This is a genomic window from Lactiplantibacillus herbarum, from assembly GCF_001039045.1.
Lineage (GTDB): Bacteria > Bacillota > Bacilli > Lactobacillales > Lactobacillaceae > Lactiplantibacillus > Lactiplantibacillus herbarum.
Genome location: NZ_LFEE01000006.1, coordinates 10,521 through 33,992, shown reverse-complemented (window position 1 = coordinate 33,992; position 23,472 = coordinate 10,521). Strand labels below are relative to the sequence as shown.

Sequence of the window (23,472 nt, the reverse complement as noted above, 5' to 3'; positions counted from 1 at the left end):
ACTGCCCACCGGAGGCGAAAGTTGTGACTAATTTTAACCTTTAGTTAAGACCAAAAAAGAGGCCATGACTTAAGTCACAACCTCAGTACAAGTTAATTTAAATTTTAATGATTACTCTTAGACGTCAGCCGTGCAACCGTCCGTTTAATCCAATCTAACAGCGGTTGCCGATTGTCACCGGCTAAGCCAATTGCTTCCACGAAGAGTTCCAATCCGAATAACAGACCAATCGTTAATAGAATCGACCCCCAAATAGAAGAGATTGGGTAAAGTAAGGAAATAAACGAAAAAATCAGTGCAATCCCATAAATCACCATAACCGTTTGTCGATGAGTTAAACCGAGTTGCATTAATCGGTGGTGTAAATGGTGCTTGTCCGCTTGCGAAATGGGCTTTTTATTAAGCACACGCCGAATCATCGCGTAAACCGTATCAGTGATTGGAACCCCCAAAATCATTACCGGAATCCCAACTGAGATCAACGTCACGTTTTTTAATCCGAATAGTGAAAAGACAGCCGTCATAAATCCAATGAACAGCGAACCCGTATCGCCTAAATAAATTCGCGCCGGAAAGAAATTATACGGTAGAAAACCAATCATTGCGGCAACTAGCGTAAAGATCAGTAACGAAACAAACATATTGGCATTCAGGAAGAATAAGCCAATAATCCCCATCGTACTCAACGAAATTATCGATACCCCGGTGGCTAAGCCATCCAACCCATCAATTAAATTGACCGCGTTAGTAATTGCCAAGATCCACAGTAACGTAATTGGCAAACTCAACCACTGAAAATGAACTAGTCCGATAAACGGAAAGGTGAAAGTCGTCATCCGAATGCCACCGATGAAATACACTTCCAACGCTGCTAACGTAATTCCTAACATTTTCTGTCGTGGTTTCAATTCATAAATATCATCAATAACACCAGTCGCAATGATAATTAGCTCACCACCGAGTAGCGCAAAGAATATTCGGCTGGGAAACTGATGCATCAAATACAGTACCGTTGTCCCGATAGTATAAGCACCAAAGATGGCCAGCCCACCCATTGTCGGCATTGGAATCTTATTGACCCGCCGAACGTTGGGCTTATCGACCGCCCCAATCCTAAATGCAAGTTTCCGCACAAACGGCGTCAAGATCGCTGAAACGATCATGGTCGCCACTAGGCCTACTAGGATTTCAAATCTAATCATTTGTGCGCAACTCCCTTCTCACTCTTATTATGATAATTATACAAATCTCTGGGATACTTGACAACTCGCTTCAAGGAATCTTATTAAAGGCAACACAATTCATTCACAATTCGACCCTTAATACCGCTATTACGAACTCTAATCTTAACTATAACAATTAATTTTATTGAATGAAAAACAAAAACCTGGCTATTATGCCAGGTTTTTATCTAAACGTACTATTCTTTTAGATGATAGTTATAAGTTGAAACAATAATATTTTCACGAGAGTTCAGAACGGCACGTAACCGTAAACTCGTTTGGTTATGCAAAATATTTTGCCATGGCTTCTTAGGAACGAATTGTGGTACCAGCACCGTCGTTGAGAAGTTCCGATCCGCCGCCCGTTTTGCAATCACATCACAGAAACGTAACGTTGGCGTTGCAATTGAACGGTACGAGGAATGAATATCCACAAAGCGGACATCTGGGAAAGTCTCTTTGAATTCCGCCGCTGTCTTATGTTCCTTCTCAGGGTTTTCATCAAAGGAAACGTGCATAGCAATCACATAATCCCCAATTGAACGGGCATAATTGACCGCTTGAGCCGTTACACGGGTTACGTTAGATACTAAGACAATCACCGTTGCACCATCATAATCGTGCAATTCAGCCTTTTCTTTAGCAACTACCCGTAACTGGGCAGCCACCCGATTGTAGTGAATGTGAATTCGGTAGAACATGTACAGCAAGAGTGGCATAACGATTAGGTAAGGCCAAACGTTACCAAAGTGTAAGATGAATAGCGCAATCACTAATCCTAGTGAAATCAACGCTCCTAACAGATTGATCGTTGCCTTCGTCCACCACCATTGCCCACGTTCACGGAGCCAGTGAATGATCATCCCTGATTGCGAAAGCGTGAATGGGACAAACACCCCAACCGCGTACAGTGGAATTAACAAGGTTGTCTTACCATGGAAAATGAAGATCAGCACAATCGCACCGACAGCCAACGAGATGATTCCATTGGAATAACCCAACCGGTCACCACGATCCATGTAAGCATGTGGTAAGAATTTATCCTTAGCCAAATTATAAGCTAAGATTGGAAAGGCAGAAAAACCAGTGTTAGCAGCTACGGCCAGAATCAAAGCCGTTGATAGTTGTAACAAGTAATAGAATAAGCCCCGACCAAAAACTGCACCCGCAATTTGTGAAAGTACGGTATTACCAGCTTCTGGTTTAATACCTAAGTAATAACTTAAGTAGGTAATCCCTGCGAAAAATGCAGCTAAAACTAATGACATAATAGCTAATGTATTGGCTGCGTTCTTCCGTTTAGGACGTTTGAAATTCGGAACCGCATTACTAATTGCTTCGACCCCCGTCAATGACGAAGAACCGGATGAGAATGCACGCAAGAACAAGATTAACGTCATACCTTTAACCGGTGAACCAATAGTTGCAGCCGCGTGGTAAGTTAAATTACCACTCGCAATATTGACAATTCCCCACAGAACCATCCCGACAATCATCAGAATGAAGAAGTACACGGGGAACGTTAAGAATGAGGCTGATTCCCGCATTCCACGTAAATTTAAAGCCATCACACCAACAACAATCAAGATAGAGATTAATACTTGATAATTTGCCAGTGCTGGGACAGCAGCCGTAATCGCCTCAGTCCCCGATGTTACTGAAACCGCAACGGTTAACATATAGTCAACTAATAACGATCCACCAGCAACCAAACCTGCTGGCCGCCCCCAGTTAGTACTAGCGACAACATACGCACCACCACCGGAAGGGTAAGCACGAATGATTTGTCGATATGACATTGTAATTGCAAATAACAGAACCAACACTAGGGCCGCTGCATATAATTGATAGACCAAGGCAGCAGCCGAAAGTGTAATTAAGACGGTCGTAATCTGTTCAGTCCCATAAGCAACTGAAGATAGCGCATCTGACGACAGTAGCGCCAGGGCCTTGAACTTAGTGAGCGCCTGCCCACCCTCGTCCATGGTTTTTAACGGTTTCCCAATCAATAACCGTTTTAAATAACGCCACATGATATTAACTCCTTTATTTCCAAAATAATTATTCCCATAGCTAAGCCAAAATAGATTTTACTACTTTGAATTAGTAAATACTACCAGTTTCCCCACTGGGCTAATCTAATTATAATCGTGCCCGTGTTTTGCGTTAATGACTTATCCTACCGCTCCACTTCCGATAAAGCAATACCCATATTTTCCGTCATCAACCCCACGCTATCAAAAAAGCACCCACTCGGCTGAGTAGGTGCTAAATATTACGGTTTGTTTACATCATACCGCCCATACCTGGGTTTGGTGCGGCTGGCATAGCTGGTGCATTTTCGTCTGGTTTTTCAGCAACAACGGCTTCAGTCGTTAATAATAAAGCTGAAACAGAAGCAGCATTTTGAAGTGCAGAACGCGTTACCTTGGTTGGGTCCACGATTCCGGCTTCAATCATATCAACCCATTCGTCAGTTGCAGCGTTGAAACCAACACCTGGCTTTTGGTCCTTCATCTTTTCGACGATTACAGAACCTTCTAAACCAGCATTTTCAGCGATTTGACGAACTGGTTCTTCCAAAGCACGTTGGACGATGTTAATCCCAGTTTGAACGTCGCCAGTTTCCTTCAAAGCAGCAACGTCTTTGATCACATTGATAAAGGCAGTACCACCACCGGCAACGAAGCCTTCTTCAACGGCAGCACGTGTTGCGTTCAAGGCATCTTCGATCCGATATTTACGTTCTTTTAATTCAGTTTCAGTTGCGGCACCGACACGAATAACGGCAACCCCACCTGCTAATTTAGCTAAACGTTCTTGTAACTTTTCCTTATCGAAATCAGAAGTGGTTTCACTAATTTGGTTACGGATAAAGTCAACACGTTCAGAAATGGCATCCTTGGCACCAGCACCTTCAACGATGGTGGTGTTATCCTTAGTAACCGTAACTTTGTTGGCTTGACCTAATTGATCGATGGTCGTGTCCTTTAATTCAAGACCCAAGTCATCGGTAATAACAGTCCCACCAGTTAAGATAGCGATATCTTGCAATTGTTCCTTACGACGGTCACCAAAACCGGGTGCCTTAACAGCGACAACGTTAAACGTCCCACGCATCTTGTTTAAGACCAAAGTAGGTAAAGCTTCACCAGAGATGTCATCCGCGATGATCAACAATGGCTTGCCTTGTTCAACGATTGATTGCAACATTGGAATGATATCTTGAATGTTAGAAATCTTCTTGTCAGTAATCAAGATGTAAGGGTTGTCGAGATCTGCTTCCATCTTATCGTTATCAGTTACCATGTATTGTGATAAGTAACCACGATCAAATTGCATTCCTTCAACAACGTCTAAGCTAGTGTCAACCCCACGTGATTCTTCAATCGTGATGACGCCATCATGACCAACTTTTTCCATAGCTTCGGCAATCAACTTACCAGTTTCTTCACTAGCTGAAGATACGGCAGCGATTTGTGCAATATCCTCTTGCGTTTTAACTTCGTGAGCCATGGCGTGTAATGAATCAACGGCCGTCTTAGTAGCTTCTTCAATCCCACGACGAATTCCGACTGGGTTTGCACCGGCAGTAACGTTCTTCATCCCTTCAGTAACGATTGATTGAGTCAAGACCGTGGCAGTAGTCGTCCCATCACCAGCGATATCATTAGTCTTAGAAGCAACTTCTGAAACTAATTTGGCACCCATGTTTTCAAAGTGATCTTCTAATTCGATTGCCTTAGCAATGGTCACCCCATCATTAGTGATGGTTGGTGAACCATATGATTGTTCCAAAACGACGTTGCGACCCTTAGGACCTAACGTTGATTTAACGGTATTAGCTAATTGGTCGACACCTTTTAGCATTGCTGAACGTGCATCTTCAGAGAACTTTAATTCTTTAGCCATTATCTCTATTCACCTCATGAATTTAGTTTATTTAAAAATAGTTTTAAATGGATTAGTCTTCGATTGCGACGATATCTTTTTCGTGCAATACCAAGTATTTTGCATCCTGATACTTAACTTCAGTACCGGCATACTTATCGAATAACACTTGATCGCCAACTTTCACGCTGGGGTCAATCTTAGTCCCGTTATCTAAAACACGACCGTCGTTGATAGCAACAACCTTACCGCTTTGGGGTTTTTCCTTAGCGTTATTGGCAATAACAATTCCACCAATGGTTTGTTCTTCTTCTTCTTGTTGTTGCAAAATAACACGATCTCCTAATGGTTTTAACACGTGAATCCCTCCATTTGTTCTTTTTTAGCACTCCTAAAGCTCAAGTGCTAATTACAATGTCAACTATATCATTTTGATTTGAGAATGCAAGTGATTTGTCATTTATTAGTCAAAGAATGTCAAATCACTTATAAAGGTGTTACTATGGTTGTTATATAAGTATGAACACCAAACTTTAAAAGGACGTGAACTCATGACTAATCGCCGCCAATCGTTACTGATTCTCATTATTTATGCGATCATTTACTTGCTCCCAAGTCTCTTAATCACGCTCTTCCATCAACTAGGATCTCAAGTCTTCTTAGTCCAGACTGCTGACTACCTGATTGGTGCAGTCATCTTAGTTTGGTTAGCAACTCGGATACCGACAAAAAATGTGCTTGAACAACACCCTAGTAGTTGGTTAATGACCGTTGTCTGGGGCCTAATTGGCTTAGTCTTAGTTGTTGTAGGCCAATCGCTCATCTTGCAAGTCATGCAGATGCTTGGTCAATCGACCGCCTCAACCAACACAACGACGCTCCTAACCGTTGGACAGCAGTACCCGATCTTCTTCCTAGCCATTATCATCGGTGCACCCATTATGGAAGAAATCGTCTTTCGGAAGGTTCTCTTTGGTAGCTTGAGCAGTGCTACCGGCCAAGTCGGTGCTGCCATTATCTCCAGTATCTTCTTCAGCCTAGCCCACGCGGACGGTCATTTCATCCTGTACGCCTTCATTGGTTTACTGTTCTGTTGGCTATACCGCCAGACCGGGCGTATCCAAACCTCAATGATTGCGCACGTTCTCATGAATGCCGTGGTTGTCTTACCAACCTTGTTTGGATTAACAAGATAATAAGAGTGTGCCAAAAGCCGGTTAGTTGCTGAGCATAGCCTAGGAAGCCGAATGATCGGGGCTTTCAATCGTTTCTTTATGCAACCGAGCGGAGGCAACTGGCTTTTGGCACACGTTTCGGCCATTAACAGAGATTAGATATCTGTCTCTGATTTCGGGTTACGTGGAGGTTTCTGCCTGCTCGCACACGTTTCGACTATTACCATGTAAAAACACAAAAGGAGCTATGACTTATGTCATAACTCCTTTTTATGATTATTCGCTCTCATTATCCGCGCCACCTAATTGTTGACCGTAATGTTCAATAAAGTAAATTAGCGTTTGTAATTCGTTAGTTAAATCGACGTTTTGAATCCGTACCGTATCCGGAACTGAAACCCGTAACGGTGTGAAGTTCATGATTCCTTTGACGTTAGCATCGACCAGTTCATCCGTAATCTTTTGTACAACCGTTGTTGGAACGGTCAAGATTGCAATTTCGATCTGCTGTTCGATCAATTGCTTTTTGAGTTCCGTCATTGGATACACGGGTACCCCACTCTGAACTGTATTTGCGATTGATTCATTGACATCGAATGCCGCCGAAATCCGCACATTACTATTCTTATGAAAGTTAAAATTCAGTAAAGCGTGGCCTAAGTTACCGACCCCAATCAAAGCCACGTTTGTTAACGTATCCTGATTTAAAATTTTCTTAAAGAAAGCTAGTAACGTCTCAACATCATAACCATACCCACGCTTACCCAGCGCCCCAAAGTATGAAAAGTCCCGACGAATGGTTGCTGAATCTACTTTAACTGCTTCAGATAATTCGGTTGAAGATACGCGTTTCTTATCTGCATCTAACAAGATATTTAAATAGCGGTAATAGATTGGCAAGCGTTTCGCCGTTGCTCGGGGAATCTTTGTTTCTGCCATATTGGATGCTTCCTCCTCAATTAAAAGTTTGTGAATTTGCTGACACTATTCTAGCATAACCATTCACTTTGTGAAATAATAATTACTTATTATTCCGAATTACTGGGGCAAACCTACGCAATATGCTACAATTATGTGACGAATTGAATGTGAAAGGAGCTTAAAAAACGTGATTTTATTACAAGTACAGCAGGTCATGCGGCGTTTTGGCGCCGATGTCTTGTTCGATAACGTACAAATGGACATCCAAGAGCACGGTCGAGTAGCATTAGTTGGTCGCAATGGTGCAGGTAAATCAACCTTACTTAAAATGATTGCTGGCGAAACCGTTCCAGATGAAGGCCAAATCTCAATGCGCCGAGGTTTAACAATCGGTTACTTAGCCCAAGACCAAGGCCTCGATAGTAACAATACAATCTGGGAAGAAATGAGCAGTGTCTTCGCTGAATTACACGCCTTAGAAGACCATATGCACAAACTGGAAGCCCAGTTAAGTGACCCTCAAATTATGAATGATGACCAAGTTTATCAGCAAACGCTGAAGAGCTATGATCAGGTTCAAACTGAATTTCAACAAAAAAATGGGTATGGTTATCAGGCTGAAATCCGTGGGGTTCTTCATGGATTTCAATTTGGGGCTGACGTCTATGACAAATCGGTCACTGAACTCTCTGGTGGTCAAAAAACTCAACTGGCCTTAGCCAAACTATTGCTAGAAAAACGTGATCTCTTGATTCTAGATGAACCGACCAATCACTTGGACGTTGAAACCTTAACTTGGTTGGAAGGCTACTTACAATCCTATACCGGTGCTCTACTGATCGTCAGTCATGACCGTTACTTCCTTGATCGGGTCGTCAACGAAGTCTATGACTTATCCCATCACGAGATGGTGCATTACACCGGTAATTACGACCGTTTCATTCAAGAAAAAGCAGCCCGCATTCAGGCCCAATGGAAACACTACGAAAAGCAACAAGCCGAAATCAGTAAGCTTGAAGATTTCGTCAATCGTAACATTGTGCGGGCTTCTACGACTAAACGAGCCCAGTCTCGACGCAAGCAATTAGCTAAGATGGATCGTCTTGATCGACCAGATGGCGATGATAAGGCCGCCCACTTTGGTTTCCACGCCGCTAAGCAGAGCGGTAACATCGTGTTGACGGTAAAAGATGCCGCCGTAGGTTATCAAGGCACTATTTTATCTGAACCGGATAGCTTGGACGTTAAAAAACATGAGGCCGTTGCCATTGTAGGACCTAACGGGATTGGTAAATCAACCTTCCTGAAGAGTGTCTTAGGTAAGATTCCGTTCATCAAGGGTGAAGCTGTCTTTGGGACTAACGTTGAGACTGGTTACTACGACCAGGAACAACGTAATCTCCATGACAGCAAGACCGTTCTAGGCGAACTCTGGGATGAACATCCGACCACGCCTGAAAAAGATATTCGCACGATTCTTGGTAGCTTCCTGTTCACTGGTGAAGACGTTGATAAACCTGTCCACGCGCTATCTGGTGGTGAACGGGCCCGGTTGTTACTGACCAAGTTAGCGATGCAAAACAACAACTTCTTAATCCTTGACGAACCGACCAACCATCTAGATATCGACAGTCGCGAAGTGTTGGAAGTCGCCCTCAACGATTTTGACGGCACGCTCCTCTTCGTTTCTCATGACCGGTACTTTATTAATCAAGTCGCTACCAGCGTGGTTGAAGTCTCGCCAGAAGGTACCGAACTCTTCTTGGGTGATTATGACTACTACGTTGATAAGAAGCAGGAACAGGCTGAGATTGAAGCTGCGGCTGCCAGTGAAGCAGCTGAGCAGCAAGCCAGCGCTAGTTCTGAACCAGAAACAGCTGCGACTGCAGCGGCACCTCGCTCCAAAGGCCAACAGAATTATCAGGCAAGTAAGCAACAACAGCGCGAAAAACGCAAACTTGAACGTAGTGTGGCTGCTCTAGAAGAACAGATGACGGCCCTCGATGAACAAGCGACTCGGATTCAGGCTGAAATGAGCCATCCGGATGCCGTTGCCGACATCGGTAAACTTCAAGACTTGCAAAAAGAACTCAATGCCATCAATGCACAACAAGAAGAAGTTGAAACTGATTGGACTGAACAAGCCGAAGCATTAGAAGAACTAGATTAACCAAAAGAACGCTAATCGGAAAAATTCCGATTAGCGTTCTTTTTTTTATTACTTCAACATTCCTGGCATCCAGTCAAATTCCAAACTAGGATCCGCATTCAAAGCTGCATCCCCAAATTGTTGGTGTTGGTACTGAACGTAACCAGCCGCACCAATCATCGCACCATTATCGCCACATAACTTCAAAGGTGCCATGATCAATTCCATTTCTGGAAATTCTTGTGGCAATACTTCCTGAAGTCGTTCGCGCAAACCATGGTTGGCAGCCACGCCACCAGCAAGTACTAATTGCTTTACTGGATACTGTTTGAGCACCCGCAACGTCTTACTAGTTAACACGTCTACCACACTAGCTTGAAAACTAGCCGCTAAATTATTATGATCCAGCGTCTCACCAATCTGGTCCGCATGATGAACGGTATTAATAAAGGCACTCTTCAGCCCACTAAAACTAAAATCATAGTTATCTTCATCAATCATCGCCCGTGGAAAGTTGAAGGTGTCCTGACCTTGATGAGCCATTTCATCAATGACTTTACCGGCTGGATAAGGCACACCTAATACCCGACCAATTTTATCATAAGCCTCACCCGCAGCATCGTCGCGAGTTTCACCGATGATTTCAAACTGACCATCTGCCTGCATGTAGACCAATTCTGTATGGCCACCTGAAACAAGCAAAGCCATCATTGGAAATTCAAATGGTTTTACAAAACGTGCAGCGTAAATGTGTCCCGCCATGTGGTTGACCGGAATCAATGGTAAGTGGTGCGCGTATGCTACCGTCTTAGCCGCATTAACCCCTACTAACAAAGCACCGACCAATCCAGGACCGTATGTAACGGCTACTGCGTCCAAGTCTTCATAGGTCACGTCAGCTTCTTGTAAAGCTGATTCAATACAAATCGTAATCTGTTCAATATGGTGACGGCTCGCCACTTCAGGAACAACGCCGCCAAACCGTTTATGACTATTAATCTGCGTTGCAATCACGTTTGATAAAATCTCATGACCATTACGAATAACGGCCACACTGGTTTCATCACAACTCGACTCAAACGCCAAAATCAAATTTTGTTTTTCCACGGTTCCCATCCTTTTAATCAATAATTTTACGCATAATCAACGCGTCTTCTACTGGATCGTGATAATACGCTGATCGTACCGTTAACTGCTGAAACCCACACTGTTGATACAACCGTTGGGCAGCAACATTTCCCGCACGCACTTCTAGAAAGACCTGGCCCACGGGTAACTGCTCTAAACACGCCGTCAATAGCCACTGAGCATGACCTTGTCGCCGATAAGTGGGGGCAATCGCAATATTGGTAATCTCAGACTCATCAAGTACCGTTGAGCGACTGATAAAACCAATGAATTGTCCCTGCCATGCCAACAGATCATAAGTTGCAGTGGCCAATGCCATGTCCGCTTCAAACGTTGCCAATTGCCACGGCGAACCGCTTGGATACGCCGCATCAGCTAGGTCATAACACACTTGCGCCATCGCTGGAATCGTTTGATCCGTTACCGTCACTAATTGTCGGTCAGTCATTTTCGTCTGCAGCAAGTCGGTACGTCATATCCACTGCATCTTCGTGATCACCGAAGTAGTACCGCTTCTTAATCCCAGTCTTTTCAAAACCAAGGTGTTGGTATAACTGCTGGGCAATCGTATTGCTGGCGCGTACTTCCAGTGTGACCGTTTGGTAATGTAATTTGCGCGCACGTTTGATCATAACTTCCATCATAAAACGTCCTAAGCCTTGGCCTTGAACATCCGGATGGACTGCAATGTTCGTAATATGAGCATCTTGACGCCGATCGTCAAAGACACACCCACAAAAAGCAAGTAGTCGATCTTCATGCCGCATAACAATGTAGAAACGCCCACTTTGACGACGTAACTCCGTCTTAAACGCATTCTCATCCCAAGGCGTTTGACCAGCGTACACTGCCCGTTCAATCGCTAACATTTCTGGAACATCCGTAATTAACGCTTGTGACACGTAATACCCGGTCGTTCCAACTTGAACAATATGGTTTTCAATGGCAAGAACTCGTTGCCGACGCTGATTACCATTGGATGCAATTTTCTGAAAGTACTCCTTAAATTTTTTCAACATAGGGCGCATGTTCCTTTTCTGGGTGCTTAGCTTGCCAATCACGTTCAGCTTGCGTTAAACGTAAGTAGTCAGGGACAAAATCATGGATGTGTTCAACGGGCGGCAACTGCCGACCAATTAACCCTAATACCGTTGCTTGGGGTAAATCCAACTGTGCTTGGGCACGTACGAAACGATCCGCTAACTGTGCCTGTAAATCAGTTGCATACTGTTCAACATCGGTACCAATAAACACGAGTGGTTCTGGATACTGAGCTAACTGTTGTACCCACTCCGTCACACTGACATGTTGGTCTGCAATCACACTAACCGGTTGGTGATTTTCAATCCGGTATAGCCCGGTGAAAATATTGTCTCGGCGCGCGTCAAATAGCGGCACCACTAATTGGCCTTCCTTAACCACGTTTCCAGCTAAGGCGGCGAGGCTCGATACCCCTACTAATTCTTTGTTAAGGGTGAAAGCTAACGTTTTAGCAGTCGTGACCCCAATCCGAATTCCTGTATACGATCCTGGTCCTGTCGCAACAACGATCCGATCTAAATCGGCCGGTTGCAATCCCGCCTGCGCCATCAGATTTTCAATAATTGGTAATAACGTACTACTATGGTTGCGACCAATATTAGTAGTCGTTGTAGCCAAAATCGTTGTATCTTCTAGCACCGCCACACTCAATGGTCGGTTGGAAGTATCAATTGCCAACAACTTCATAATTTTTAAAGACTCCTCATTTTGAATTACTTCACATATCTTATCATAATTTACTTACTTTGAAAGCATTGCGCTTAACACTAACCAATTCAATTTTGTCTCAAGTCATAGCTAACTTGCTGAGTTCGAGTTTGCCTTACCAATTATAGCCTGTAATGGTAACGTAAATGCCGTTTACATAACTTATACAGATACTTCACGCTTCCTTGTCATCACATTTACAATCCCTTGGTATGCTACACAAGTAACTAAAATTACTTGGAGGTAATTGAAACTATGTCAAAACTCAGTAAGTCACTATTAGGTCTCTCATTCGTTTCAGTCCTAGGATTAGGACTCGCTGGCTGTGCCAGTGGTACCAGCACCAAATCAGCCAGCAGTACTAACAAGGACAAAACCATCACCGTGGTTTTCTATCCTAATGAATCTGCCAAGAGCTTTGCCAGTTCACGGACTGCAATCAAGAAATCCATCGAAAAGTCCACTGGTAAAACGGTTAAGCTCCAAACAACGACCGATTACAACGTGGCCATTCAAGCCATCGCTTCTGGTAAAGCTCAAGTCGCTTACATGGGGGCCAACGGTTATATCCAATCGCACCACCTTAGTAAAGATGTCGTTCCATTCGCGGCTCAATCTGATTCCGAAGGTACTTTAAAGAAAGCAACCTATAACTCATATTTAATGGTACAACAAAAAGACGCTAAAAAGTATGAAGAAAACGGTAAATACAGCATTAAAGGAATTAAGGGCAAAAAAATGTCCTACGTTTCGAACAGCTCAACGTCTGGCTTCCTAGTTCCAACTGCTGAAATTTCACGTGAATTCCAAGTTAAATCTGCCGATCAGGACAAATTAACTCAGAGCGGTTCATTCTTCAATAAAGTCCTCTATGGTGGCTCACATCAAGGTTCTGCCGTCAACCTCTTAAAGGGTGATGTCGACGTAGCCGCTTTCGACGATACCGACTTAATGCCATATCTAAAAGTTACCAACGGTTCATGGAACAAACTGGGCTCGACTTTCACTGTTAAAGACGACGCCGAAGCACCTTTCACTAATTTAACCGGTAAGTCAGTTGTTAATATTGCCATGATGCCCGTTCAACAAGGCCCTTGGGTTTATAACACGAAGGCATTGAGTCAAGCTGATCAGACTAAGATTGCTAAAGAATTTACATCTAAGTCATTTGCTCAAAACAAACAGATCTTCTCAGCACCAAACGCTAAGACACCAATGATGTTCCCTAAAACATCCGATAAGTCTCAACTAATTAAAGTAACAGACAAGTGGTACGCGCCAACTCATAAGTTAGTGGGTTACTAAACCCGTTTCACCATCGCGTTCTCAAGGAAAGGACATACCATGCTTAAGGTCATTCAGTTAGATAAAACTTACGGTTCAAATAAGCACTCACTCCAATCAGTTAACTTTACCGCTCAACCCGGTGAAGTAACTGCGATTATTGGGCCTTCGGGTGCCGGAAAGACAACGATTCTCCGGAGTATCAACCAATTAATTCGTGATGATAGCGGCCAAATCCTGTTAGATGATACCGATATTCGTCAAGCTAATCCAGCTGAACTACGCAAAATCCGTCATCATATTGGGATGATTTTTCAAAATTACAATCTAATCAGTCCACTAACCGCCTTAGAAAACGTTCTGCACGGCCGTTTGGGTGCCAAATCAACTTTGGCCGGCATGTTTGGACTCTATAGTAATGAGGAAAAACAAGAAGCCCTAGAACTATTGGACGAGGTCGGTCTCAAAGATTATGCCTATCAACGGTGTGATCAACTGAGTGGTGGTCAACAGCAACGGGTCGGGATTGCGCGGGCACTCATGCAGCATCCAAAAATGATTCTGTGTGATGAACCAATTGCTTCCCTCGATCCCAAGTCAACTAAAATTGTCATGGATATTTTGCGTAGATTAGCTAAGGAAAAACAGCTCATTATCATGATCAACTTACATCAAGTTGATATTGCAATGGACTACACTGACCACATCATTGGAATCAATAGTGGCATGATTGTTTTTGAAGGGGCTACCTCAACCGTCGATGATCAGGTCTTACAACAAATCTATCGGCAAGCTGACCCACAAGCGGTGACTGCTAATGAAAACTAATCCTCAATCACCGCAACAGTTTTTCCGGCAACGACGTTTACGATTATCAGTGGTCTTAATCATCATCTTGGCCATCTACGTTGCCTCAATGATTCTCGTCAATTTTCAAACTTGGACTGCCATCACACAAATTCCGGCTGGTTTAATTTGGTTGTTTAAAAACTTCATTCCAACTGAACGTTCGATTTCTTATTTAGGACCTATTCTTTATCAACTGTGGCGGACTTTGCTGGTTGCCATTTCTTTCAACCATCGTTGCCAGTCTTTTTTCACTGGTATTTGCGATTCTAGGTGCTAAAACAACCACTCCAAGTCCCATCTTGCGACTAGTGATTCGTTTTGGTGCTTCAATATTACGTAATATCCCAGTTGTCGCTTGGGCGATGATCCTACTCTTCTCATTTAAACAGAGTGACTTTACTGGATTCTTAGCGCTCTTCTTTATGACGCTGGGCTACCTTACCCGGGCCTTTACCGAAACTATCGAGGATCTCGACGCCGAAAAGCTGCAAGCCTTACAAGCAGTCGGCGCAAATTATTTTCAATGTGTCTTTTGTGGCGTCCTACCAGAAGCGGCCAGTACGCTCACTAGTTGGATCCTATACATGATTGAAAATAACCTTCGTGATGCAACCCTCGTTGGTTTATTAACTGGAACCGGGGTCGGTTTCCTCTTCGACCACTACTTCAAAAGTTTCCACTACGATGCGGCCGGCTTAATTGTCCTGCTGATTGCCATTCTAGTGATCTGTCTCGAACTAACTTCTAACCAAATTCGGAGGGCCATTGCATGATTGAAAATAGTCAATCTAAACCTAATATGATGCGTCCAACGGCACCCACATCAAACCACATCTCCCTAGTGACAACGCCCCGTAAAATCTTGTGCGGCGTTCTTGCTGGACTTGCCATTATCACAATCTACTCCTTGGCAACGCTCGATAACGCTAACCTAAACATTAGTGATGCGTTCAAAAGCCTGGGAACCAACCTCAACGCAATGTTCTTGCATCCAACGGTTGGTCAAGATTCTTGGTCACTTCTATTACACGCCTTACTAACTAGCGTTGCTTTAGCAATGCTTACCACGATTTTAGGGGCAATCATCGCCTTCTTCATTGCCGTGGGTGCGGCTCGCAATTTAGCACCGACCTGGTTAGCAACGACTATCAAATCTGTGATGGCCTTCATTCGAGCTATTCCCACGATTCTATGGGTGCTGATTTATTCAGCCGTCATGGGATTGGGCGCCAGTGCCGCTGTAGTCGGCTTGACGTTCCATAGCGTTGCCTACCTCGTTAAAGCCTACTCCGAAAGTATCGAAGAAACCTCTTCAGATACGATTGAAGCTTTAAAGGCCAGCGGCGTCGGTTTCTGGGCAATTATTTTCCAAGCTGTCTTACCATCGATCATTCCGGCATTGCTCAGTTGGACGTTCATCCGTTTTGAGATCAACTTTGCTAACGCCGTTGCGGTCGGTGCTGCTGCCGGAGCTGACGATATTGGCTACTACCTCTTCATGGCTGGGAATTTTTACTTTAATTTCCATGAAGTTGGCCTCATTGTTTACTTACTTTTAGGCGTTGCCATTATTCTCGAAGTTGTTTCCATGCATTTACGCAGCCACTATTTAGACCATAACTAACCGAATTTAAAGGAGTTTTCACTAATGACGATTCAAGCAGTAATTTTTGATTGGGCCGGAACCACCATCGACTATGGGAGCCGAGCACCAATTGTTGCCTTTCAACAAGCCTTTGAAAATGTTGGCATTCAGATCTCGGAAGCTGAGATCAGACAGGACATGGGTCTAGACAAGTACGCTCATATTCAAAAGATTATCGGGCTCCCCACCGTTCAAAATAACTGGCAAGCTCGCTTTCAGGTCTTGCCTTCTAGCGATGATTGCGATCAGATCTTCAGCGATTTCAAAGCAATCTTGCTCGCTTCATTATCAGAATTTACCCAACTAAAACCTGGTATGACCGCAGTCATAGACTATCTCAACACTCATCAGATCGTTTATGGCACGACTACTGGTTACGATGCTGAGATGTTAGCTCTCGTGCTACCACTCGCAGCTAACCAAGGTTATCAACCACTGGTTAACATTACTTCTGAACAAACAAATGGTATTGGTCGGCCAGCTCCGGACATGCTAGCACTAGCCAGCAGCCAACTTAAGGTGACTGATCCAACAACGGTCATGAAAGTCGGTGATTCAGTCAACGATATTCTTGAGGGAAAGAATGCGAACGCCATCTCAGTAGGAATCATCGATGGCAGTAACCTCATGGGACTGTCACAAACAGCGTTCAATACGTTGTCAGCAACCGAACAAGCTGAGCACCGGGCAATCGTAGCCGCTGCCTACCAGCAAGCCGGCGCTGACTATGTCCTTCAATCAATGACTGAACTACCCGCATTGATCGACCACATCAATCACCCCGTTACTGTTGCTCACTAGCAAGGAGACCAACCATGAAACAGCCTTATTTACTACTAACACCAGGACCTCTCAGTACAACCCCAACCGTTAAAGAAGCCATGCAGATTGACTACTGTACTTGGGATGACGATTATCGCAACATTACTGAAACCATTCGCCAACAAATCTTAACGTTGGCTCAAGCTAATCCACAGACCTACACGACTGTCCTACTCCAAGGTAGCGGTAGTTACGGTGTGGAAGCCACTATCGGCACCGCAGTTCCACGTTCTGGTGCAGTTCTAATGATTGCAATCAACGGCGCTTACGGCCACCGTATGAGTGATATCGCTGAATACTATGGTATCCAGCACGTTGACGTCGTCTTCGATGAAAGTGAAGCCGTTGATCCACTTCAAATCGAAGCCGTCCTCACCGCTCACCCAGAGGTTACCCACTTCGCAACCGTTCATAGTGAAACGACGACTGGGATTCTTAATCCCATCGAGCAATTAATGCCCTTGATGAAAGCTCGGGGTATCGTCACGATTATTGATGCCATGTCCAGTCTCGGTGGCGTCCCCATTGACGTTGACCAGTTAGATTGTGACTACCTCGTCAGTAGCGCCAACAAGTGTGTCCAAGGTGTCCCCGGCTTTGCCTTCATCATTGCCAAACAAACAACGCTCAGTCAAACGGCAAATAATGCCCGCTCACTGTGTTTAGACTTATACGATCAGTGGCAAGCGATGTCCAAACAACCAGGAAAATGGCGCTTCACGTCACCAACCCACGTTGTCCACGCTTTCGCCCAGGCACTGAACGAGCTAGAAACAGAAGGTGGCGTTACACCACGCTATCGGCGTTATCAAGCTAACCAAACTTGTCTCAGTAATGGCATGCAAGCCTTAGGATTTGAATTAGTTATTGATTCAGCCGTTCAAGGCCCCATTATCACTTCATTCAAATATCCAAATGAACAGTTTGATTTCAACGATTTTTACCAATTCATCAAGGAACGGGGCTTTGTAATTTATCCTGGCAAAGTTTCGGATATTCCTAGTTTCCGGATTGGGACGATTGGCGACGTTACTACCTCAGATATTCAACGATTGCTAGCCGTTATTAGCGATTATCAGAAACTAAATCGTTAATAATACCACAAACTAAAGCCGTCCAGACATTCAACAACGAATGTCTGGACGGCTTTTTAAGGTTCAATTATTTACGATCATCATAACCATTAGGATGCTTCTGGGTCCAAGCCCAAGCCGTCTTAATAATTTCATTGACATCATCATAGTTAGGCTTCCAACCTAAGATATCACGAGCCTTATCACTAGCTGCAACCAATGAATCTGGATCACCAGGACGTCGTGGTGCTAACGTTGCTGGAATTGGTTCGCCGGTTACTTCCCGAGCAGCTGCCAACATCTGCTTGTTAGAAAATCCAGTTGAAGAACCTAGGTTAAAGGCATTGCTATCATTCCCGGCTGCTAAGTACTTCAGCGCCAAGATGTGCGCATCGGCTAAATCCAGCACGTGGACATAGTCACGTACATTAGTTCCATCCGGCGTATTGTAGTCATCGCCAAAAATCTTAAGTTCATCACGTTTGCCTTGCGCAACCTGGAGAATGATTGGTACAAGGTGGGTTTCAGGGCCATGATCTTCACCGATACTACCATCTGGCTTAGCACCCGCCACGTTAAAGTAGCGTAAAGCCACAAACTTTATCCCATAAGCAACGTCTGACCAGTGCATGATCTGTTCCATCATTAGTTTACTTGCCCCATAAGGATTGATAGGGTTCTGTGGGTCAGTTTCCTTAATTGGAATCTGTTCAGGTGTACCGTACGTTGCTGCCGTTGATGAGAAGACAATTTGATTAACATCGTGCGCATGCATTGTTTCCAATAACGTAATCATGCCACCCGTATTATTGTCAAAATACTTGAGTGGTTTTTCCATTGATTCGGGTACTATTGAAAAGGCCGCGAAGTGAACGACTGCTTCAATCTGTTCTTCATCAAAGACGTGGTTCAAAAAGTCCGCATCACGTAAGTCACCCTGGTAAAACTTGGCTGCAGCATTAACCGCTGCTCTGTGACCCGTAACTAAGTTATCGATAACGACAACATCCGTACCATGTTCAACTAACCGATCTACCATATGAGAACCAATGTAGCCGGCTCCCCCTAAAACAAGAATTGACATAATGAACCTCCCCTATATTGTTATATTTATCATAGCATAATGAGCCAAACCAGACTCGTTTCAACCCATATAAATATACTTATACCAAGCTTTCAAGCCTATTCAATTGGTTCACTCAATTTACGCCACTGAATCGTCACTTCACAACACTTCTCATCACCGACTGCGATCAAGTGACTAGTTGTCACTTGATCCGGTTGCTCACTTGGTAAAATATTGACGTGTGCTGAGACCGTGTGCCCGTACTGCACTTCATTTTCGTAACGAACGTCTACATGCAACAAATCATGTTGTAATAGAAAGTCTGCTGGTAACGTGTCGATCAGCCAGTCGAAGTAATGCGCGTTGTTCACGTGCCGATTCGGATCAATATCTGAGAAACGAACCTGATAGGGTTTCGTGATGGTCTCATCAGTTACTTCAAAGTTGATTGGCCGTGGCAAACGTGGAATTCGTTTAACAGCTTCTGTCTGATACGGTTCAACCAATTCTGGTAAGATTTTAACGATCTTACGTAACTCCTGGCTCATCGTAACCCAGATACTCGTAATGTAAGCCAACTCTTGCCCATCTGCATCCCGAATCCAGAACTCTCGGTAAGCAAAGTATGGATTATACGCACTACCACGAACAGCAATCGTCACCGTCTCATCTTGACGCGGCATCCGCGTAATATCCATGGCGTACTGGGTAACAACCCAGCCAACCCCATGACTTTGCACAAAATCCGTCGTCAAACCTAACGCATCACTCTGATCTTCCGACGCCAAGATTGCAATATTGATCAAGGTCGTCAGCGTTGCACGTCCCGTTCGATCACATTCATAATAGGTAATACGGTGTTGCTCACTAAATACACTCGCGGTTGCCCCTAAAGTTGCCATTGATCGTTAATCCTCCTTAACATCCAGGTCATGAAACTCGTTATACACGGTCTGACGCGCTAACTCACGGCGCTTAGCAATCATCTTGATTGCAACGTTAGGCTTATTTCCAGCTGCAATCAATGCTTCGACCTGCGCTTTAATTGGCAATTGTGCCAATTCATCCGTCGTTTCCGTGACCGTTTCTTCAGGATTACCACTGATCAACAGAACAAATTCACCCTTCAACTGGTGATCCTGTGACCAAGCAATCATTTCCGTCAACGTGCCACGAGCAAATTCTTCATAACGCTTAGTTAATTCCCGACAAGCAACTACTTGACGACTACCTTCACAGACAGTGGCCAACAACGTCAGCGTCTTAGCTACGCGGAATGGGGATTCATATAAAATCACCGTTTCGTGTCGCTGAGCCAGTTGTTCCAAGTCATTTTTCTGCTCACTCTTCTTACGTGGTAAAAAGCCATAGAAATAGAATGGTTGTGGTACCAGTCCTGATGCAATCAACGCTGTTAAACCTGCGTTAGCACCGGGTAAGGGGACGACTGGAATACTGGCCTGTATACAAGCTGCCACCAGCTCCTTACCAGGGTCACTGATGGAAGGCATGCCGGCATCACTGACTTGAGCTAAATTCGTTCCAGCCTGCAATTTTTCAATGAATTGTGGAATTCGTTCCTGCGTATTATGTTCATGAAAACTGATCTGCTTCGTCGTAATCTCAAAGTGATTCAGCAACTTTTGGGTGTTCCGGGTATCCTCAGCCGCAATTAAATCAACTTCATTCAAGGTTGCTACTGCCCGGTAAGTCATATCCTGTAAATTACCAATGGGCGTTGGGACTAAGTATAGGGTTCCAATTCCCGCATGATCAGCAAAACTTTGTTGTGTTTCCAATGAATACCTCCTAGCTAAATCATCGTCTATTTAAAATAACCATTATTTTCAACTACCGTGTTACCGGCTAAATGCACAAAAAGCCTGGGTGTTAGCCCAGACTCGCTATCATGATTAGGCCCGCTCACGCTCACCATAAATGACCTCTAAACAAAAAACACAGGATTCGTCATCATCACGACGCTTACCATAGAATTGGTTGCACACGTGAAAACCTTCATCGTACAATTTTTCTAAGTTCTGCCGTGACTTCGAGAGCGTGGTCGTACTAGCGGCCTTTTTCGGTAATTCATTTTCGATTTCGACCATATGCTCACGTAAATGTTCATTCTCAATGACGAGTTCCGCGTTTTTTTCTAACACCGTCGTCATATCCGCACGTAATTTGGCCATGTTATCTAACATCTGTTGCATCTGTTGTTCCATACCACCAAAACTATCGTATAAATCACGCTTATCCACGCACTCACCCTCGTTTTCCTTTATTTAAGCGTTTTTAAAAATGGGCCACAGCGTCAGCGTTAACCCCTCTAACACGTTCTGAAAACTAATATTGCTAGCTAATTGACGTTTAGACGTCAATGCCAATTCAGTTGCCTGAACTAATTGCTGCTCATTCAGTCCCGCCGTCAACGTGCCCAGTTCCTTCTCATACTGTCCAAAGGTCAATTCCGTCGCATCAATCTGAAAATGCAACTGCAAGAGATCCTGGAACAGTGCTGCAATCAAGTCCATTATGACCAATTGCTGACTCGCATCCTTAGCCAAGCCAACTAAAGTGACCTGAACCGCCACGAAGCTACGTGGATCACCTTTAACCACTTGATCAAACCACCGCCACAATGCCGTCACCGTCTGAGGTAGCCAGTCATCGGCTAGCAACGCTTGCGCCTGCGTCAAACTGTTCGTAAGCCCACGTAATAATTGCGCTTGGTTGGGTGGAATGCCAGCTTCTTCAAACGTCCGCTGTAAAGCCTGAGCATTTAACGGTGGAAATTCAATAACCTGTGTCCGCGAAATGATCGTCGGTAACATCAATTGCTTATTCGTCGTCAGCAGTAGCGCCGTGACGTTCCCACTTGGCTCTTCAATAAATTTCAATAAACTATTCGCCGCACTCGCCGTCATCTTCTCAGCATCACTGATAATAAATAACTTGCGATTACCTTCCACGGCACTCTTCGAAAATTCCGATTTTAAATATCGAACTTGATCCACGTGGATACTCTGACCAGTCGGTGCCACCGTCACAATATCCGGGTGGGACCCGTTAGCGATCCGCACACATTCTTCGCAAGTACCATCAGGTTGCCCCTCGCTAACATTCAAGCAAAACAAGCGTTGAGCGATCCAGTAAGCTAATTCAGGTTGCCCGGCACCATCCATGCCCGCAAACAAGTAAGCATGTGCCAAGTGGTTTTGCGCAATAATATGTTCAAATGCTGACAATAATCGTGGTTGTTTAGCCGTCAACGTTTGGGTAAATGTATCAGTTGTTGCCATTCTCAACCACCCTTAACTAAAATTGATGAAATTGTTCGATTGGTAAGACAAAGACGGTTGCCCCGCCCACCTGGACTTCAACTGGATAAGCAGCTGCGCCGTCCATGGTCACGTCCAGATTAACTGGTGGTGTCATAAACTGCTCACGCGCATGACTGATTTCTTTGATCATTCCTAGGACTTCATCGACCCGGTCATCATCAATCCCAATCATGAACGTCGTGTTCCCAGACCGCAAGAACCCACCCGTAGTCGATAATTTAGTGGCGCGTACATCTGATTCAATAAACTGACTGCTTAAGCGATTACTATCTTTATCCTGCACAATTGCAATAATTAATTTCATTTCGGCGCCTCCCCTTCCGTTGCCAAATACGTTGGTAACAACGTCTTCATAATCTGTAAGGCTTGCGTCACCACTTGATCTAACGGTTGACTCGCGTCGACGCGCTTAATTCGATCTGGATTATCCGCTAATAATTGTAAGTAAGCCGCCTGAACTCGGTGATGGAAACTCAAAGCTTCCACGTCCAGCCGGTTAATTTCATCCTGGCGATGCGTCTGGATGCGTTCCAATCCAACTGCTGCATCAACGTCAAAGTACAACGTTAAGTCCGGTGTCAAACCTTCAGTTGCAAACTGGTTCATGTCATAAACAGCTTGTTCACCGATATGCCGACCAGCCCCCTGATAAGCTACCGAACTATCAATAAAACGATCACACAATACCAATTGATCATTTTGCAATGCTGGTAGAATCTTCTGCACGATATGTTGCCGCCGAGCTGCTGCGTACAACAACGCTTCTGTGCGAACGTCCATCTCCGTATTGTGGCGATCTAAGATAATCTGGCGAATGGCTTCTGAGATTTGATTGCCGCCCGGTTCACGAGTAACTACTAATCGATCCCCTAATTGTGGCTGTAGTTGTGCCACAATGGCGTTCAAAGCTGACGTTTTACCGGCACCATCCGGCCCTTCAAAAGTAACTAATTTTCCTGTCAACATTCCCAATCCCATCTATTTTCTTATATGTTGTAATTGTACTTGATTGTGGCGGGCATGTCTAATGCACTCACCACAAGCGACAGTATTTTCTCGGTTGTTTTTAGTGATAAAACACTACCAATTGTGGTTAACAATTTATTTTTATTGAAACTAGATTACTGCCCTATGTAAATATTATACATGCGGC

At 44.3% G+C, this 23,472-nt stretch carries 23 protein-coding genes and 1 pseudogene; 8 read left to right on the top strand and 16 right to left on the bottom strand.

Going from position 1 to position 23,472, the window contains the following annotated elements:
* Positions 1-104: 104 nt before the first annotated feature.
* From ACG95_RS02415 to groES, 4 genes are all read right to left on the bottom strand, one after another.
* Positions 105-1,202, bottom strand: a complete 1,098-nt coding sequence (locus tag ACG95_RS02415; protein WP_082137282.1) for a glycosyltransferase family 4 protein — start codon at positions 1,200-1,202, stop codon at positions 105-107.
* A 218-nt stretch (positions 1,203-1,420) separates the two neighbouring features.
* Positions 1,421-3,256, bottom strand: a complete 1,836-nt coding sequence (locus ACG95_RS02410; protein WP_047998971.1) for an APC family permease — start codon at positions 3,254-3,256, stop codon at positions 1,421-1,423.
* Between the two features lie 253 nt (positions 3,257-3,509).
* Positions 3,510-5,135 (bottom strand): chaperonin GroEL, encoded by a 1,626-nt coding sequence (gene groL / locus ACG95_RS02405; protein WP_047998970.1) that lies wholly within the window; start codon positions 5,133-5,135, stop codon positions 3,510-3,512.
* 52 nt (positions 5,136-5,187) lie between these two features.
* Complete coding sequence (gene groES / locus ACG95_RS02400) at positions 5,188-5,472, bottom strand: co-chaperone GroES (RefSeq protein ID WP_047998969.1); 285 nt, start codon at positions 5,470-5,472, stop codon at positions 5,188-5,190.
* A 193-nt stretch (positions 5,473-5,665) separates the two neighbouring features.
* Here groES and ACG95_RS02395 point away from each other — a divergent pair, with 193 nt between their 5' ends.
* Positions 5,666-6,310, top strand: a complete 645-nt coding sequence (locus ACG95_RS02395) for a CPBP family intramembrane glutamic endopeptidase (protein ID WP_047998974.1) — start codon at positions 5,666-5,668, stop codon at positions 6,308-6,310.
* Positions 6,311-6,565: 255 nt separating this feature from the next.
* Here the strand turns inward: ACG95_RS02395 and ACG95_RS02390 are convergent, their stop codons facing one another.
* Complete coding sequence (locus tag ACG95_RS02390) at positions 6,566-7,228, bottom strand: redox-sensing transcriptional repressor Rex (RefSeq protein WP_047998968.1); 663 nt, start codon at positions 7,226-7,228, stop codon at positions 6,566-6,568.
* Between the two features lie 169 nt (positions 7,229-7,397).
* Here ACG95_RS02390 and ACG95_RS02385 point away from each other — a divergent pair, with 169 nt between their 5' ends.
* Entirely contained in the window at positions 7,398-9,380 is a 1,983-nt protein-coding gene (locus ACG95_RS02385) for an ABC-F family ATP-binding cassette domain-containing protein (protein WP_047998967.1), read from the top strand.
* Positions 9,381-9,428: 48 nt separating this feature from the next.
* Here ACG95_RS02385 and tsaD read toward each other — a convergent pair whose 3' ends face one another.
* From tsaD to tsaB, 4 genes are read right to left on the bottom strand one after another with little or no spacing between them, the layout of a single operon-like run.
* Positions 9,429-10,475, bottom strand: coding sequence for a tRNA (adenosine(37)-N6)-threonylcarbamoyltransferase complex transferase subunit TsaD (tsaD, locus tag ACG95_RS02380; RefSeq protein WP_047998966.1), 1,047 nt, complete (start codon positions 10,473-10,475; stop codon positions 9,429-9,431).
* 4 nt (positions 10,476-10,479) lie between these two features.
* Entirely contained in the window at positions 10,480-10,935 is a 456-nt protein-coding gene (rimI, locus tag ACG95_RS02375; protein ID WP_047998973.1) for a ribosomal protein S18-alanine N-acetyltransferase, read from the bottom strand.
* Positions 10,928-11,506 carry a ribosomal protein S18-alanine N-acetyltransferase gene (gene rimI / locus ACG95_RS02370; RefSeq protein ID WP_047998965.1) on the bottom strand — a complete coding sequence of 193 codons (579 nt, stop codon included), beginning with the start codon at positions 11,504-11,506 and terminating at the stop codon, positions 10,928-10,930. The genes rimI (ACG95_RS02375) and rimI (ACG95_RS02370) overlap by 8 nt, the downstream gene beginning before the upstream one ends.
* Complete coding sequence (gene tsaB, locus ACG95_RS02365) at positions 11,490-12,215, bottom strand: tRNA (adenosine(37)-N6)-threonylcarbamoyltransferase complex dimerization subunit type 1 TsaB (protein WP_047998964.1); 726 nt, start codon at positions 12,213-12,215, stop codon at positions 11,490-11,492. The genes rimI (ACG95_RS02370) and tsaB overlap by 17 nt, the downstream gene beginning before the upstream one ends.
* 276 nt (positions 12,216-12,491) lie before the next feature.
* On the opposite strand from tsaB, the gene ACG95_RS02360 reads away from it, so the two are divergent.
* From ACG95_RS02360 to phnW, 6 genes and pseudogenes are all read left to right on the top strand, one after another.
* Positions 12,492-13,541 carry a phosphate/phosphite/phosphonate ABC transporter substrate-binding protein gene (locus ACG95_RS02360; protein ID WP_047998963.1) on the top strand — a complete coding sequence of 350 codons (1,050 nt, stop codon included), beginning with the start codon at positions 12,492-12,494 and terminating at the stop codon, positions 13,539-13,541.
* A 39-nt stretch (positions 13,542-13,580) separates the two neighbouring features.
* On the top strand, positions 13,581-14,348 hold the full coding sequence (gene phnC, locus ACG95_RS02355) for a phosphonate ABC transporter ATP-binding protein (protein WP_047998962.1): 768 nt from the start codon (positions 13,581-13,583) through the stop codon (positions 14,346-14,348).
* Positions 14,338-15,142, top strand: a pseudogene (phnE, locus tag ACG95_RS02350) (phosphonate ABC transporter, permease protein PhnE). Before phnC ends, phnE begins: the two are co-directional and overlap by 11 nt.
* The gene (locus ACG95_RS02345; RefSeq protein ID WP_047998961.1) at positions 15,139-15,993 is read left to right on the top strand and encodes a PhnE/PtxC family ABC transporter permease; all 855 of its coding nucleotides are present in this window, start codon (positions 15,139-15,141) and stop codon (positions 15,991-15,993) included. Before phnE ends, ACG95_RS02345 begins: the two are co-directional and overlap by 4 nt.
* A gap of 24 nt (positions 15,994-16,017) precedes the next feature.
* The gene (gene phnX / locus ACG95_RS02340) at positions 16,018-16,815 is read left to right on the top strand and encodes a phosphonoacetaldehyde hydrolase (RefSeq protein ID WP_047998960.1); all 798 of its coding nucleotides are present in this window, start codon (positions 16,018-16,020) and stop codon (positions 16,813-16,815) included.
* 14 nt (positions 16,816-16,829) lie between these two features.
* Positions 16,830-17,930: a 2-aminoethylphosphonate--pyruvate transaminase gene (gene phnW, locus ACG95_RS02335; protein WP_047998959.1), complete on the top strand. Its 1,101-nt coding sequence runs from the start codon at positions 16,830-16,832 to the stop codon at positions 17,928-17,930.
* Between the two features lie 67 nt (positions 17,931-17,997).
* On the opposite strand, the gene galE is transcribed toward phnW, so the two are convergent.
* From galE to tmk, 7 genes are all read right to left on the bottom strand, one after another.
* The gene (gene galE, locus ACG95_RS02330; RefSeq protein ID WP_047998958.1) at positions 17,998-18,993 is read right to left on the bottom strand and encodes a UDP-glucose 4-epimerase GalE; all 996 of its coding nucleotides are present in this window, start codon (positions 18,991-18,993) and stop codon (positions 17,998-18,000) included.
* A gap of 98 nt (positions 18,994-19,091) precedes the next feature.
* Complete coding sequence (locus ACG95_RS02325; RefSeq protein ID WP_047998957.1) at positions 19,092-19,877, bottom strand: acyl-[acyl-carrier-protein] thioesterase; 786 nt, start codon at positions 19,875-19,877, stop codon at positions 19,092-19,094.
* Between the two features lie 6 nt (positions 19,878-19,883).
* The gene (gene rsmI, locus ACG95_RS02320) at positions 19,884-20,774 is read right to left on the bottom strand and encodes a 16S rRNA (cytidine(1402)-2'-O)-methyltransferase (protein ID WP_047998956.1); all 891 of its coding nucleotides are present in this window, start codon (positions 20,772-20,774) and stop codon (positions 19,884-19,886) included.
* A 114-nt stretch (positions 20,775-20,888) separates the two neighbouring features.
* Entirely contained in the window at positions 20,889-21,236 is a 348-nt protein-coding gene (locus ACG95_RS02315) for a DNA replication initiation control protein YabA (protein WP_047998955.1), read from the bottom strand.
* Between the two features lie 24 nt (positions 21,237-21,260).
* On the bottom strand, positions 21,261-22,277 hold the full coding sequence (gene holB / locus ACG95_RS02310) for a DNA polymerase III subunit delta' (protein WP_047998954.1): 1,017 nt from the start codon (positions 22,275-22,277) through the stop codon (positions 21,261-21,263).
* A 16-nt stretch (positions 22,278-22,293) separates the two neighbouring features.
* The gene (locus tag ACG95_RS02305) at positions 22,294-22,623 is read right to left on the bottom strand and encodes a cyclic-di-AMP receptor (RefSeq protein WP_047998953.1); all 330 of its coding nucleotides are present in this window, start codon (positions 22,621-22,623) and stop codon (positions 22,294-22,296) included.
* On the bottom strand, positions 22,620-23,285 hold the full coding sequence (gene tmk / locus ACG95_RS02300) for a dTMP kinase (protein WP_047998952.1): 666 nt from the start codon (positions 23,283-23,285) through the stop codon (positions 22,620-22,622). The genes ACG95_RS02305 and tmk overlap by 4 nt, the downstream gene beginning before the upstream one ends.
* Positions 23,286-23,472: the final 187 nt, after the last annotated feature.